Annotated in this window: 13 protein-coding genes; 5 read left to right on the top strand and 8 right to left on the bottom strand. The window is 71.8% G+C overall.

All coding sequences use genetic code 11. The annotated features are described in order from the left end of the window. Positions 1 to 53 precede the first annotated feature (53 nt). The 7 genes from ACZ4O3_RS04605 to ACZ4O3_RS04575 all read right to left on the bottom strand — a co-directional run bounded on the left by ACZ4O3_RS04605 (position 54) and on the right by ACZ4O3_RS04575 (position 8,255). The gene (locus tag ACZ4O3_RS04605; protein WP_467721143.1) at positions 54 to 1,646 is read right to left on the bottom strand and encodes a dipeptide ABC transporter ATP-binding protein; all 1,593 of its coding nucleotides are present in this window, start codon (positions 1,644 to 1,646) and stop codon (positions 54 to 56) included. Continuing rightward, a complete protein-coding gene (locus ACZ4O3_RS04600) occupies positions 1,643 to 2,641 on the bottom strand; it encodes an ABC transporter permease (protein WP_467721142.1) in 999 nt (332 codons plus the stop codon). Before ACZ4O3_RS04600 ends, ACZ4O3_RS04605 begins: the two co-directional genes overlap by 4 nt. Next, positions 2,638 to 3,666, bottom strand: a complete 1,029-nt coding sequence (locus ACZ4O3_RS04595; protein WP_467721141.1) for an ABC transporter permease — start codon at positions 3,664 to 3,666, stop codon at positions 2,638 to 2,640. Before ACZ4O3_RS04595 ends, ACZ4O3_RS04600 begins: the two co-directional genes overlap by 4 nt. A 4-nt stretch (positions 3,667 to 3,670) precedes the next feature. Beyond that, on the bottom strand, positions 3,671 to 5,389 hold the full coding sequence (locus ACZ4O3_RS04590; RefSeq protein WP_467721140.1) for an ABC transporter substrate-binding protein: 1,719 nt from the start codon (positions 5,387 to 5,389) through the stop codon (positions 3,671 to 3,673). A gap of 166 nt (positions 5,390 to 5,555) precedes the next feature. Continuing rightward, positions 5,556 to 5,648, bottom strand: a complete 93-nt coding sequence (locus ACZ4O3_RS04585) for an Ms4533A family Cys-rich leader peptide (protein WP_351321593.1) — start codon at positions 5,646 to 5,648, stop codon at positions 5,556 to 5,558. Positions 5,649 to 5,704: 56 nt separating this feature from the next. Then, entirely contained in the window at positions 5,705 to 7,255 is a 1,551-nt protein-coding gene (locus ACZ4O3_RS04580; RefSeq protein ID WP_467721139.1) for a DUF3152 domain-containing protein, read from the bottom strand. 7 nt (positions 7,256 to 7,262) lie between these two features. After that, the gene (locus ACZ4O3_RS04575; protein WP_362725628.1) at positions 7,263 to 8,255 is read right to left on the bottom strand and encodes an alpha/beta fold hydrolase; all 993 of its coding nucleotides are present in this window, start codon (positions 8,253 to 8,255) and stop codon (positions 7,263 to 7,265) included. Between the two features lie 239 nt (positions 8,256 to 8,494). Here ACZ4O3_RS04575 and ACZ4O3_RS04570 point away from each other — a divergent pair, with 239 nt between their 5' ends. The 4 genes from ACZ4O3_RS04570 to ACZ4O3_RS04555 all read left to right on the top strand — a co-directional run bounded on the left by ACZ4O3_RS04570 (position 8,495) and on the right by ACZ4O3_RS04555 (position 10,361). Continuing rightward, positions 8,495 to 8,728 (top strand): hypothetical protein, encoded by a 234-nt coding sequence (locus ACZ4O3_RS04570; RefSeq protein WP_467721138.1) that lies wholly within the window; start codon positions 8,495 to 8,497, stop codon positions 8,726 to 8,728. Positions 8,729 to 8,894: 166 nt separating this feature from the next. Further along, on the top strand, positions 8,895 to 9,536 hold the full coding sequence (locus ACZ4O3_RS04565) for a TetR/AcrR family transcriptional regulator (protein WP_362725633.1): 642 nt from the start codon (positions 8,895 to 8,897) through the stop codon (positions 9,534 to 9,536). Between the two features lie 150 nt (positions 9,537 to 9,686). Further along, positions 9,687 to 9,914 carry a DUF3107 domain-containing protein gene (locus tag ACZ4O3_RS04560; RefSeq protein WP_046730492.1) on the top strand — a complete coding sequence of 76 codons (228 nt, stop codon included), beginning with the start codon at positions 9,687 to 9,689 and terminating at the stop codon, positions 9,912 to 9,914. 174 nt (positions 9,915 to 10,088) lie between these two features. Further along, positions 10,089 to 10,361: a hypothetical protein gene (locus tag ACZ4O3_RS04555; protein WP_362725636.1), complete on the top strand. Its 273-nt coding sequence runs from the start codon at positions 10,089 to 10,091 to the stop codon at positions 10,359 to 10,361. 80 nt (positions 10,362 to 10,441) lie between these two features. Here ACZ4O3_RS04555 and ACZ4O3_RS04550 read toward each other — a convergent pair whose 3' ends face one another. Further along, entirely contained in the window at positions 10,442 to 11,188 is a 747-nt protein-coding gene (locus tag ACZ4O3_RS04550; RefSeq protein ID WP_384991272.1) for a ferritin-like fold-containing protein, read from the bottom strand. 560 nt (positions 11,189 to 11,748) lie between these two features. Between ACZ4O3_RS04550 and ACZ4O3_RS04545 the strand changes: the two genes are divergently transcribed. Then, positions 11,749 to 13,652, top strand: a 1,904-nt coding sequence (locus ACZ4O3_RS04545; protein WP_467721137.1) for a DEAD/DEAH box helicase, incomplete at its 3' end; no start/stop codon positions are given.

The following is a 13,652-nucleotide window of genomic DNA, read 5'->3' as shown; positions in this document are numbered from 1 at the left end:
ATCAAAAGACGGCGCAACGTCACATCAGGAGGGCGCCGGGAGCTGCTGAAACGTCACGCCGACGCCAGCTCCCGCCGGGCTGCCCGGCGCCGGGCCGCGACCTCGGGGTCGAGCGCGGGTACGGCGGCGAGAAGTTGCCGGGTGTACGGGTCCTGGGGGCTGTCGTAGACCTCGTCGGCGGGTCCGGTCTCGACGATCAGGCCGCGCCGCATCACCGCGACCCGGTCGCTGACCTGACGGACGACGGCGAGGTCGTGTGCGACGAAGACGAGCGCCAGGCCGAGTTCCCGCTGGAGCTCGCCCAGCAGGGCGACGACCTGGGCCTGGGTGGTGACGTCCAGCGCGGAGACCGGCTCGTCGCAGACGATGACACGCGGGTCGGCCGCCAGCGCCCGCGCGATGCCCACGCGCTGGCGCTGACCACCGCTGAACTCGTGCGGATAGCGCTCGTAGTGTGCCCCTTCGAGCCCCACGCGCTCCAGCAGTTCGATCACGCGCCGCCGGATGCGCCCCTGATCCCTTTCGCCGCGCGCCCGGAGCGGATCGGCTATCGACTCGCCCACGCTGCGCCGGGGATTGAGGGACGACACCGGGTCCTGGAACACCATCTGGACGGCCGGCCGCACGCCCCTGCGCGCGCTCCCCTCGTAACGGACCTCTCCCGCGGTCGGCTCCAGCAGCCCGACCAGCATCCGGCCCAGCGTCGTCTTGCCGCTGCCGCTCTCGCCGACGACGCCGAGCGTCTCGCCCCGGTGGATGGTCAGCGACACGTCGTCGACGGCCGTGAACGCCGCCTTGCCGCGCCCGAATTCGCGCCGCAGGCCGGATGCCTCCAGCACGACCTCCCCGGACGCCTGTGAGGGGGCGCGTACCGCGTCCACGCGCGGGACGGCAAAGAGCAGTTCGCGCGTGTACGGCTGTGCGGGCGCCCCGAGCACGGCGGCGACCGGGCCCTGCTCGACCACGCGCCCGTGTCGCATGACGAGGACCTGGTCGACGCTCTCGGCGGCGACGCCCACGTCGTGCGTGACGAGCAGCAGGCCCATGCCGGTCTCCTCGCGCAGGGTGTGCAGCAGGTCGAGGATCTGGGCCTGGACGGTGACGTCGAGGGCGGTGGTGGGCTCGTCGGCGATCAGCAGACCTGGCTCGCAGGCGAGCGCCATGGCGATCAGCGCGCGCTGGCGCATGCCGCCGCTGAACTCGTGCGGACGGGACCGGGACCGGCGCGGTGCGTCCGCGATGCCCACCCGGTCCAGCACCTCGACGGCACGCGCGCGAGCGGCCCGTCGCGACACGCGCGCGTGCACGCGGTACACCTCGGCGATCTGGTCGCCGATCGCGTGGTACGGGTCGAGGGAGGACAGCGGGTCCTGGAAGACCATGGCCGCCCCGGCGCCGCGCAGCCGCCGCAGCTCCTCCTCGGAAGCGGCCTGCACGTCGGTGCCGGCGACCTCGATCGTGCCGCCGACCCGCGCCCCCGTGTCGCGATGCAGCCCGAGCAGGGCCGAGGCGACGGTGGACTTGCCGGAGCCGGACTCGCCGACCAGGGCGAGCGCGGCGCCCGCCGCCAGTTCGAAGGAGAGTCCGTCCACGGCCCGCAGGTCGCCGAACTCGACGGTCAGATCAGTGACTCGGACGAGACTCACGTCAGTACCACCCGTCGGTCGGCCACCGCGTACAGCACGTCCGCGACGGCGTTGGCGAGGACCACGAAGAAGCCGATGACCAGGACCATGCCGACCACGACGGGCAGGTCGACCACGGTGACGGCGTGGACGAGTTCCTGGCCGATTCCGGGCAGGCCGAAGAGGGTCTCGATCAGGACGGCGCCGCCCACGGCACTGCCGAAGTCGTTGGCGTTCAGGGCGATGATCGGCGCCAGGGCGCCGCGCAGGGCGTGCCGGCCGACGATCGACCGTTCGCCCACGCCATAGGCCCGGAAGGTCCGGATGTGGTCCTCGGCGAGCGTCTCCAGCATCGACGCCCGGGTCATCCGGGCGAAGTAGGCGGCCTCGGCGAGCGCGAGGGTGAACCACGGCAGCAGCAGGTTCCACGCCCACTGCTCGGGGTCGTCCGAGAAGGGCACGTACTCCGGGAACGGCAGCAGCTCCAGTTGTCCGCAGATCACGATCATCAGGACGAGCCCGATGACGAAGACCGGCGTCGACATGCCCGCCAGGGTGAGCCCGGTGAGGGCGCGTTCGGTGAACCGGCCGCGCCGCCAGGCGGAGAGGATGCCGGTGCCGACGCCGAGGATCAGCCACAGCACCATGGCGCCGAACACCAGGGACAGGCTGACCGGCAGCTTGGTCAGGATGATCCGGGTGACCTGCTGGTCGCTCCGGTACGAGAGTCCGAGGCACGGCGCCGGGCAGTGCGCGACGGACGTGCCGGTCGAGTAGTCCTGGCCGGCGAAGATGCCCGACAGGAAGTGCCAGTACCGCAGGTACAGCGGGTCGTCGAGCCGGAGCTGCTGGGAGACCTGGTGCACCTGTTCCGGTGAGCAGCGCGGACCGCAGGTGATCTGGGCGACGTTGCCGGGGGTGACGTAGAAGACGACGTAGACGATCACCGAGATGGCCAGCAGGGTGATCACCGCGCCGACGGCACGGCGCAGCGCGAATCCGGCGAAGCCGGTCATGAGCGGGCCTCCTTCGCGGTGGCCGCCTCCGTCGCGGTGGCCGTGTTCGCCTCCTGCTTGCGTCCGGTGCCCACGCGCAGCCGGGAGGCCGAGCGCGGGTCGAGGGCCGTGCGGATCCCGTCACCGAGGACGGTGAGCGCGAGCACGGTCAGGAACAGGGCTCCGGCCGGCAGCAGCAGGTACTGCGGGGCCGCCTGGTACCAGACGTTGGCGGAGGTCAGCATCTGTCCCCACGACGGGGTCGGGGGCTTCACGCCGACGCCGAGGAAGGACAGCGAGGCCTCGATGGAGATGTTCGCCGGCACCATGAGCGCGGCGTAGGTGATGACGGGCGCGGCGAGGCCGGGCAGCAGTTCCCGGCGGGCGATCCGCCAGGTGCTCCAGCCGCTGAGCCGCGCGGCGGCCACGTAGTCGAGGTTCTTCAGGGAGAGCGTCGCGGCCCGGCTGATCTTGCCGATGGTGCCCCAGGCGACGAACCCGATGATGAGCGAGACCAGGACCGGCCGCGGGAAGCCCGCGGGCACGACGGCCAGCAGCGCCAGCGCCATGATGATCAACGGCATGGCGACGATGATGTCGGTGACGCGGCTCAACAGTTGATCAACCCATCGGTTGCCGAGCGCGGCCGTGACGCCCACGACGACACCGATGACGACCTGCACGGTGGTCGCGGCCAGCGCGACGCCCAGGGAGACCCGGGCCCCGTAGACCAGCCGCGCGAACAGGTCGCGCCCGGTCTGCGGTTCGACGCCGAGCCAGTGGTCGCCGCCGACGCCGCCGAAGGAGCCGACCGGGACGCCGCCGCGCGCGGAGTCGACGAGGGACGGGTGGTAGGTGGTCGGGTCCTGGCCCTCGATCGCGGTGAGCAGGGGCGCGGCGAGCGCGACCAGGACGAGCAGCGCGACGACGGCGGCCGCGACGAGGGCGGCGCGCTGGGTGCGCAGCCGCCGCCAGAACTGACGAGCCCCCGAGGCCCCCGAGGCGGGCGCCTCGGGGGCCTGGGTGGCGAGAAGTGCCTCGCTCACGGCGCTACTTCACCGCGACCTGGGAGACGTCCAGGACGCCGGTCCAGTCGCTGATCACGACGTTCCTGATGTCCTTGCCGACCAGTCGCTTGTAGACCGGGTGGAACAGCGGCACGGTGAGAGCCTGGGCGCCGATCTTCTCGTCCAGGGCGCCCCACCGCTTGGCGGCCGCGTCAAGGTCGGTCAACTTGTTGATCGCGTCAATCTCGGCATTGACCGAAGCATCGTTGAGCTGGGCAGAGTTGAAGTTCGAGCCGTCCTTGACGATCTGCCGGCCGTCGAAGATCGGGGCGAGGAAGGGGCCGCCGGAGGGCCAGTCGGCACCCCACGCGGCGAGGAAGAAGCCCGGCTCGGTCTTCACGTCGTGGATCGTGTCCGAGTAGTTGTTGTCCTCCAGTCCCTGGAGCCTGACCGTGATGCCGGCCTTCTTGAGGGCGTCCTGGATGGCGGTCGCGATCTCGGGGCTGGTCCTGAAGTTCTGGGCGTTGTCGTGGGTCAGCGTGACGGTGAGCCCGTTCGGGTAACCGGCCTCCTTCAGCAGCTCCTTGGCCTTGGCCGCGTTGCCGGTGTCGCCCGCCGGGAAGGGGTCGTACGGCGTGTAGCCGAAGGACTTCTGGCTGGGCAGGTACGTGGTGGCGGCCTCGGCCAGCGCGCTGCCGCCCGCGGCGTTGACCACGGACGACCGGTCGACCGCGTACGAGATCGCCTGCCGCACCTTGGGATTGTCGAACGGCTTGACCTTCGGGTTGAACGCTATGTAGTTCGTGTAGCCGAAGTGCCCGGTGCCCACGCGCGAGGCGAGTTCCTTGTCGCCGGTCACCTTGGCGAGTTCGGCCGGGCCGAGGTTGGTGTCCGTGGTGACCGCGGAGGCGTCCGTCCCCTGGGAGGCCGACAGCCGCTGGTTGATCACCGCCGAGTCCAGCCCGGACTTGACGTCGATCTTGTCCGGGTAGGCCTTGCGCTGGTCGTCGACGGCCGCGGACCAGTAGGTGTTCCGTTCCAGGACCAGGTGCTCACCGTCGTTCTCGTTCATGACGACCTTGTAGGGGCCGGACGAGACCGGGTGCTCCTCGTACTTGGTGCCGGTGTCCTTGGCCTTCGGGACGGGCGTGAACTGCGTCTGGGTGGCCAGGTACGGGAACTCGCCCTCGGGCTTGTTCAGGTGGAAGACGATCGTGCGGCTGTCCGGCGTCTCGATCGCCGAGAGCCCCTTCCTGTCCTTGTACGGGCCCTGGTAGTCGGCGGCGCCCGCCAGCCAGTCCCGCAGGTAGGGCGCGCCGCCGGAGAGTTCGGGGGCGAAGGAGCGCTCGATGCCGTACTTGATGTCGGCGGACGTGATCGCCGTCCCGTCCTCGTACTTGAGGCCCTTCTTCAAGGTGTACGTCCACACGGTCGCGTTCTCGCTCGGGCGCCCGGTGTCGGTGGCCAGGTCGGGGACGACCTTGGCGCCGGCCGCGCCGTCGGCGCGGTTGCGGGTGGTGAGCGTACGGAAGACCAGGGAGGGCACGTTGCCGCCGCCGGAGGTGTACAGACGGGCGGGGTCGAAGTCCGACTGGGGGTCGGAGTTCAGGACCGCGAGCGTGCCGCCCTTGTGCGGCGTGGAGTCGCCGCCGGAGCCCTTGGCATCGTTGTCCTTCGGGCCGCAGGAGACGGCGCCCGCTGCCACGACCAGGCTGACGGATGCCACGGCCATGCGGCGCGTTATGGCGGACGGTTGACGCATCGGAATGACGACCTCTCGGAAGGCTTGTCTCGAAGGGTGAGACAGATTGACGAGGAGTGAGACGAAGGCGAACAGACGTCTGCCCGGGCGTCAGGTCGTCGAAAGAGCCGTGACCGGGGTCACGGCAAAGGGAAGAGATCGCGACGCGAACGCCCAGGGGCGAGGGTCAGCGACAGTGGATGTCGGCCACGCAGAGCGCGGTCACGCCGATGAGCGCCAGCTCGATGGCGGCGCGCGCGGAGGCGTGAAGGGACGACATGCCCAGAAATATGGATGAACTTTCTGCCCATGTCAATGTGACGTATGAGCCACCTGTCAACTCTTGGGGAACGGCCAGGGGTTGGGCAGGCAGTGGATTCCGTCGTGGTCGAGGAACTTGGTCTGCTGCTGCATGACCGGCGCGAGAGCGCCGTCCTTGTCGCAGGTCACATGGCCATAGCCGAGCCGGTGGCCGACCTCGTGGTTGATCAGCATCTGCCGGTAGGCGTGGATCTCGTCACCGTACGTCGTGCTGCCCCGCGCCCACCGGTACGCGTTGATCATGACGCGTTCCGTGGAGGCCGAGTCGCAGGACACGTTGTCCTCGGTCGTGTCGAGACCGGACTTGGCGCACCACTTGGCGGTGGTGCCGGGGCTGGCGAGGGTGATCACGAAGTCGGGCCTGCCGGAGGAGACGCGCGCGAAGGTACGGGCACCGTCGTGGGCCCAGCTGCGCTCGTCGTTGAGCGTCTTCTGCACGGCCTCGGCGAACAGTTCCCCGTCCAGCCCCAGCCCCTCCTCCACGTCGACGCGGTAGGTGTACCTCTGCCCCTTGCCGGGCGCCTTTGCGGCCCCGGGGACGGCGTCGAACTTCCCGGACCCGGCCAGTCTGGCGCCGAGCGGGTACTTCTTGTCCATCGCCTGCTCGTACGAGAGCGTCGCCACGCGGGGCGAGGCGGAGACCGACGGTGTCGTACGGCCGTTGCCGCGGGAGGCGGAACCGTCGGTGATCCGTCCGTCGCCGGCGGCCGACTGTGACCGTACGGAGCCGTCACCGCTGTCGGCGACCTGCCCGGCGACGATCACCGCGAGCACGGTGGTGACGGCGGCGGCCGCGACGCCGGTGAGGGCCCGCCCCTTGCCGCTCCTGGGCTGTGCGGGTTCACCGGTGGGCGGCGCGTCGTCATCGCCGTCACCGCTCCCGTAGGGCTCGGAGGCGAGCGGGGACGCCTGCGGGCCGGAGCCGAGGCGCCGGGCGGCCGGACCGGAGCCGGGCGAGTGCGTCTCCGCGCGCCGGCCGCCGACACCGGTCCCCGTGCCGGGGCGCGGCGTGAAGACGTCGACGTCCTCGGCGAAGGCGTCGACGTAGTCCTGCCGTGGCCCACCGGGCCCGCCTCGCCGCTGTCGCGGTACCGCCGGCCCGGCCGGCCCGGAGGCGGCGGCACCGGCCGGTCCGCCCACCTCGCCCCAGCCCCCGCCCGGCTCCCGCTGCTGGGGATGACCGCCACGGGCCCGGGGCACACCGTGGGCGGGTGTCCCGTCGGCAAGGCGCGGCACACCGTGCGCCGGGGTGCCGTCGGGCAGCCGGTGCCCGCCGTGGGCCGGAGTGCCGTCCGGGAACCGGGACACCCCGCGCACGGGGGTGCCGTCGGGAGAGGGAGGCATGCCACGCGCGGGTGTGTCGTCCGGCAGACGTGGGAAACCTCCCCCGGGCGTGCCGTCCGGCAGGCGCCGGGACTCCGCGGGGGCGCCCCGGGCCGGGCGCGGTACGCGTCCGGTGCCTTCGCGTTCGGCCGGCCCCGGCTCCCTGTTCCGGGCCGCTCTTATGTCACTTGTGTCGGCGGCGTCGCCCTTGGGCGCCGGACCGCGGCGGCTGTGACGTCCCACCCGGCCCTCAGCTCCCCGCGCCCGGCGCGCCCGCTCCGGCGCCCGACTTCTCGGCCTGCGCGAGGAGTTCACGGAACGCCCCGGCGACCGTCTCCGGATACTCCATCATCGCCACGTGCCCGGCGTCCGGCATGGACAGCAGCCGGGAGTGGCGGAAGCTGCGTGCGGCCTTCCGGGCCATGCGGTAGCCGACCAGCTGGTCGCGGCCGCCGTAGATCAGCAGGGTCGGGGCGAGGACGCGCTCGGCCTGACGCCAGAGCCCGTGCTGGCCGCCCAGGGTGTAGGCGTTGACGATCCCGCGCGCGGACCGCGCCATCGCGTCCCAGAAATACGGCAGCCGCAGCCGCCGCTCCAGCTCCTCCACCGCGTACTCGAACGCCTCGGGCGTGACCCGGCCGGGGTCGCCGTAGCAGAGGGCCAGCACGCCCCGTACCCGCTGTTCGGCGGTCCACTTGCCGGTCGTGCGGGTGAGCAGTCCGGCGACGCCGGGCAGGCCGAGCAGCACCGTCGGCACGGCCGTGCGCTGCACCCACAGCTCGGGCAGGGCCGGTGAGACGAGCGTGAGTGTGCGGACCAGGTCGGGACGGACGGCGGCGACGCGGGTGCTGACCGCGCCGCCGAGCGAGTTGCCGAAGAGGTGGACCGGACCGCGGCCGAACGCGTCGAGGTAGCGGATGATCGCGCGCGCGTGCCCGGTGACCGAGTAGTCGCCGTCGTCCGGTGGCGGGGAGTCGCCGAAGCCGGGCAGGTCGACCGCCTCGCCGTCCACGACGCCTTCGAGCCGCTGCATCAGGACCGACCAGTTCTGCGAGGAGCCGCCGAGCCCGTGGACGAACAGGGCCGACGGCAGGCCCGGTCGCACAGGAGGCCTGGCCCTGATCGTGAGGGTGACGCCGGGCAGCCCCACCGACCGCAGCCGCTCGCCCTCCGCGACTCTGACAGCCGTCGCCTTCGGGAGCACGCTGGTGGGCGGCACTGACGGCAGCTCGGTCGAAGACATGGGCCAATGTTACGAGACGATCACACCGTGGTTCGTGTGTTCGCCGTCACAGGGCCGCCGCGGCGGGCCGCGGGTCCCCGCACCGTCCGCGGACGGCCCGTCGGCGACCGCCCGGCAGGCCGTGGCGCCGGCCGGCCACTGCGTAGCGTCCGCATCCGGTGTCTCCTACGCTCATAAAGAGGGCACCCGTTTATGGCCCCCTGCTTCTGACAGGGACATTCGATGGAAGGGAGCCCACCATGGCCTATGAACCCACCGACCCCGACGTGCTCGACGATCTGCAGCCGGAGGAGGAGCAGGACGCCCCGGAGATCGACGTCGAGGCCCCGGAGAGCGACGCTGCCGAGCAGCACACGGACGTCACGCCGTCCCACGACGACCCGCTCACCGGTGTGGACGACGACCGCGCGAACGAGGCCGATCTCATCGAACAGGCGCGCGTGGTCGCCCTTGACGAGGACGACTACCGCTGATCGCGCGGGCCCCGGCGGGCCCACCTGGCCTGTCCGCATTTCCCGGTGCGGCTTTCGCCGCCGTCCGGTACGTGAAATTCTGCGCTCGCACCGCGCACAGCACGGTTACCGAAAAGTACGATGGCCGGGCGGCGTAATCCGCATGTGGACGATTTTGGGAGGCGGCGTGACAGCCATCGAGCAGACAGAGGCGGCGCGCCCGCGGGGCACGCGCCTGCCGCGCCGTGCCCGTCGGAACCAGTTGCTGGGCGCCGCCCAGGAAGTTTTCGTCGCGCAGGGCTACCACGCGGCCGCGATGGACGACATCGCCGAACGCGCGGGGGTCAGCAAGCCGGTGCTCTACCAGCACTTCCCGGGCAAGCTCGACCTCTACCTGGCTCTGCTGGACCAGCACTGCGACGCCCTGATCCAGGCGGTGCGCAGCGCGCTCGCGTCGACGACCGACAACAAGCAGCGCGTCCGGGCGACCATGGACGCGTACTTCGCTTACGTCGAGGACGACGGCGGCGCCTTCCGTCTCGTCTTCGAGTCCGACCTGACGAACGAGCCGGCGGTACGCGAGCGCGTCGACAAGGTCACCACCGAGTGCGCCGAGGCGATCTGCGACGTGATCGCCGAGGACACCGGCCTGTCGCGGGCCGAGTCGACGCTGCTGGCCTCCGGCCTCGGCGGCCTCGCCCAGGTGGTGGCGCGCTCCTGGCTGCACAGCGACCGCAGCGTCCCGCGCGACCAGGCGGTGCAGTTGCTCGCCTCGCTGGCGTGGCGGGGCATCGCCGGTTTCCCGCTGCACGGCACAGACCACCACTGAGGCGTCGTGGACCGGTGGGCACGGCATTCCCGTTCGCTGTTCGCTCCTGGCGTGCCCGCCCACAGCGTGTACGTCCCCTCACCGGGCTAATGTGTGCTGCGTACGGCGCGGAAGGCCGCGCACTTCACTGACCGTCGGAGGGACATAGCCGTGGAGGTCAAGATCGGCGTGCAGCACGCGCCCCGCGAGATCGTGCTGGAGAGCGGTCTGAACGCCGAGGAGGTCGAGCGCCTCGTCGCCGACGCCCTGGCCGGCAAGTCGCAGGTGCTGTCCCTGGAGGACGAGCGCGGCCGCAAGGTACTGGTCCCGACGGACCGCCTGGCGTACATCGAGCTCGGCGAGCCGACGGTGCGCAAGGTGGGCTTCAGCGCGGTCTAGCCACAGCGGCACGGAGGGGCCCGGCGCAGGTGTGTCCGCCGGGCCCCTCCGTCGTGTCCGGTCTCCACATCCGGTCCACAAGTCACCCACAGGGGAGGATTGCATTCCGCAGGTCACGGGTATGACGGCCTACGACCGTGAAGTACCGGCCGGCCGTGGGAGGGACCCCTCGTGATGCTGCTGGAAGTCCTAGGATCCGCACTGCTCGGCGTGGCCCTGTCGTGGGCCGCGGCCAGCCGCCTTTCCCACCGTCTTCCGGCTCGTCCTCTGGTGTTCTCGACGGGTGTCGCGGGAGCCCTCTTCGGCGACTTCGTCACCCACAGCGCGCTCGGCCCCGGCACCGTCCTGGTGAGCCTTCTGGGCGCCGCGATCGTCGCGGCGGCGTCCCTCTCGCTGCTGCTCCGCCCGGCGGGCCGCCATCTGCGCCGACGATCGATCCCGGCGTGAGCACGCCGACGGAGCGCGCGGAACTGCGCGACCGGTGACCCCGCGGCCGCGCAACTCCCCCTGGATCCAGCCCCGCAGGGTCAGGCGGCCAGGCCCAGCGCAGCCATCCGCTTCGTGTGCGCCTCGGTGATCCGCGAGAACATCCGCCCCACCTCGGCGAGATCGAACCCGTCGGCCACCCCGCCCACCAGCATGGTCGACAGCGCGTCACGGTCGGCGACCACCCGCTGGGACTGCGACAGCGCCTCGCCCATCAGCCGCCGCGCCCACAGGGCCAGCCGGCCGCCCACGCGGGGGTCGGCGTCGATGGCCGCCCGCACCCTGTCCACGGCGAACCCGGCATGCCCCGTGTCGTCGAGCACGGCCAGCACCAGCTCGCGCGTGTCCGTGTCCAGCCGGGCCGCGACCTCCCGGTAGAAGTCACTGGCGATCGAGTCGCCGACGTACGCCTTGACCAGGCCTTCCAGCCAGTCCGACGGGGCGGTCTGCCGGTGGAAGCCGTCGAGGGCCGCGACGAACGGCTCCATCGCCTGCGTCGCGTCCTCGCCGATCTCCGTCAGCCGGTTCCGCAACCGCTCGAAGTGCTGGAACTCGGCCGACGCCATCTTCGCCAGCTCGGCCTTGTCCACCAGCGAGGGCGCCAGCTTGGCGTCCTCCGCGAGGCGCTCGAACGCGGCGAGCTCGCCGTACGCGAGGGCGCCGAGCAGGTCCACGACCGCGGCACGGTACTGCGGGTCGGCGGCCGCCCGCGCCCAGTCCTGGGCGGCGACACCGGTCGGTTCGGCGGAGGCGGTCTCAGGCTTGTCAGAGCTCGTCATGAAGCGCACAATAGCCCGCCCGCGGCCCCGGGAACCCCCGGGAAGGCTCACGGAACCCTGGGGCAAGCCCCGGGAAGTCCCCCGACAAGTCGGCGTGAAGTCGCTGGTCAGCCACTGTGACTACCACGACGTGACCGAATCGGCCATCGCATGTGCACGATTCCGGGGTATGGTGGTAATGCGCCTGCTGGTACGCCGTCGTATTCGGACGTATCTCGACAGGCCGCACGTATGAGGATGCCCGGTCGGTGGCCCGATCGGCTCCGACCCGACAGCCCTCCCGGCGCGTACGGCACATCGCGTACGACGACCGGAGGGACACCTCAGCGGTACGAGCGCTCGAGCGTCGGCAGAGGTCCCGTGTCATACGGCGTGCCCCACACGGCCCGCCCGTAAGGCAGCCGACGTCCCCCGGCACGGTCCGTCAAAGACCCCCGCGCTCGCCTCGGACCGCGACACACAGAAGAGGCAGCACCCTGACTACGACGTTTCGTGAACTCGGAATCCTTCCCGAGACCGCCGAGGCCCTGGAAGCCGTCGGCATCATCACCCCCTTCCCCATCCAGGAGATGACACTCCCGGTCGCCCTCTCCGGCACCGATGTCATCGGCCAGGCCAAGACCGGCACCGGCAAGACCCTCGGCTTCGGTCTGCCGCTCCTGGAGCGCGTGACCGTCCCTGCCGACGTGGAGGCCGAACGCGCCACCCCCGAGGCCCTCACCGACGCCCCGCAGGCGCTCGTCGTCGTCCCCACGCGCGAGCTGTGCACCCAGGTGACCAACGACCTGCTGACGGCCGGCAAGGTCCGTAACGTGCGCGTGCTCGCCATCTACGGCGGCCGGGCCTACGAGCCGCAGGTCGAGGCCCTGAAGAAGGGCGTCGACGTGGTCGTCGGCACCCCGGGCCGGCTGCTGGACCTCGCGGGCCAGAAGAAGCTCGACCTGAAGCACATCAAGTCGCTCGTCCTCGACGAGGCCGACGAGATGCTCGACCTGGGCTTCCTGCCCGACGTCGAGAAGATCATCAACATGCTTCCGGCCAGGCGCCAGACCATGCTGTTCTCGGCGACCATGCCGGGCGCGGTCATCGGCCTCGCCCGCCGGTACATGAGCCAGCCCACCCACATCCGCGCCACCGCGCCGGACGACACGGGCGCGACCGTCGCGAACATCGCGCAGTTCGTCTACCGCGCGCACTCCATGGACAAGCCGGAGATGATCGCCCGCATCCTCCAGTCCGAGGGCCGCGGACTGGCGATGATCTTCTGCCGCACCAAGCGCACCGCCGCCGACATCGCCGAGCAGCTCCAGCGCCGTGGTTTCGCCTCCGGCGCCGTCCACGGCGACCTGGGCCAGGGAGCCCGCGAGCAGGCGCTGCGCGCGTTCCGCAACGGCAAGGTGGACGTCCTCGTCTGCACCGACGTCGCCGCGCGCGGCATCGACGTCGAAGGCGTCACCCACGTCATCAACTACCAGTCCCCCGAGGACGAGAAGACGTATCTGCACCGGGTGGGCCGCACCGGCCGCGCGGGCGCCTCGGGCACGGCGATCACCTTCGTCGACTGGGACGACATCCCGCGCTGGCAGCTCATCAACAAGGCGCTGGAGCTCGGCTTCCACGACCCGGTGGAGACGTACTCGACCTCCCCGCACTTCTTCGAGGAGCTGAAGATCCCGGCCGGCACCAAGGGTGTCCTGCCGCGTGCGGAGCGCACCCGCGCCGGGCTCGACGCGGAGGAACTGGAGGACCTGGGCGAGACCGGCGGCCGCGGTGGCCGCGGTCGCGGTGGCCGGGGCGACCGGAACGACCGCGGTGACCGGAACGAAACCCGTTCCGAGGAGCGCGAGCGTCCGGCCCGTACCCCGCGCCGCCGCCGTCGTACCCGCGCCGGCACGTCGATGGACCCGGCGGCCGGTACGCCGTCCGCGACCCCGTCCGCGGAGTCCGCGTCCCCCGCCGCCGAGTCCGTCACGGCGTCGGAGCCCGCGGGCACCCGCACCCCGCGCCGTCGCCGTCGTACGCGCGCCGGGGCGGCACCGGAGCCGGTGGCGGCCGCGGCCGCCACCCCGCAGACCGTGACGCCCGAGGCGGTCGTGGAGACCGTCGAGGCCGTCGTGGAGGCCGTCGCTCCGGAGAAGCCTCGTCGCCGTCGGACCCGCAAGTCCGCGGAGGCCGCGGTGACGCCGGCCGAGGTCGTCGAGGTCACGGAGGCTCCGCAGGAGACCGCCGAGACCGTCCAGGCCGTCGAGGCGCCGGTGACACCGGCCCGCCGCCGTACCCGCAAGGCCGCCGCGCCGGCCGAGGCGGCGGTGACCGTGGCCGAGCCCGAGGTCACCGAGGAGCCGAAGCCGCGCCGGACCCGCAGGACGGCAGCCGCCGCCGAAACGGCTGTGGACACCGCCGAGGCCGTCGAGGCCAAGCCCCGCCGCACCCGCAAGACCGCGGCCGCCGCCGAAACGGCTGTGGACACCGC

The organism is Streptomyces sp. NPDC026515, from assembly GCF_055567595.1.
The sequence above is the reverse complement of the archived record's forward strand: the minus strand, read 5'-3'. Positions and strand labels throughout refer to the sequence as shown.

What these genes read in the sequence shown, in the direction of transcription:
- ACZ4O3_RS04590 (WP_467721140.1), bottom strand. Translation starts at nt 5,389, where the DNA reads ATGCGTCAACCGTCCGCCATAACGCGCCGCATGGCCGTGGCATCCGTC.
- ACZ4O3_RS04555 (WP_362725636.1), top strand. Translation starts at nt 10,089, where the DNA reads ATGCTGCTGGAAGTCCTAGGATCCGCACTGCTCGGCGTGGCCCTGTCG.
- ACZ4O3_RS04575 (WP_362725628.1), bottom strand. Translation starts at nt 8,255, where the DNA reads ATGTCTTCGACCGAGCTGCCGTCAGTGCCGCCCACCAGCGTGCTCCCG.
- ACZ4O3_RS04570 (WP_467721138.1), top strand. Translation starts at nt 8,495, where the DNA reads ATGGCCTATGAACCCACCGACCCCGACGTGCTCGACGATCTGCAGCCG.
- ACZ4O3_RS04585 (WP_351321593.1), bottom strand. Translation starts at nt 5,648, where the DNA reads ATGTCGTCCCTTCACGCCTCCGCGCGCGCCGCCATCGAGCTGGCGCTC.
- ACZ4O3_RS04600 (WP_467721142.1), bottom strand. Translation starts at nt 2,641, where the DNA reads ATGACCGGCTTCGCCGGATTCGCGCTGCGCCGTGCCGTCGGCGCGGTG.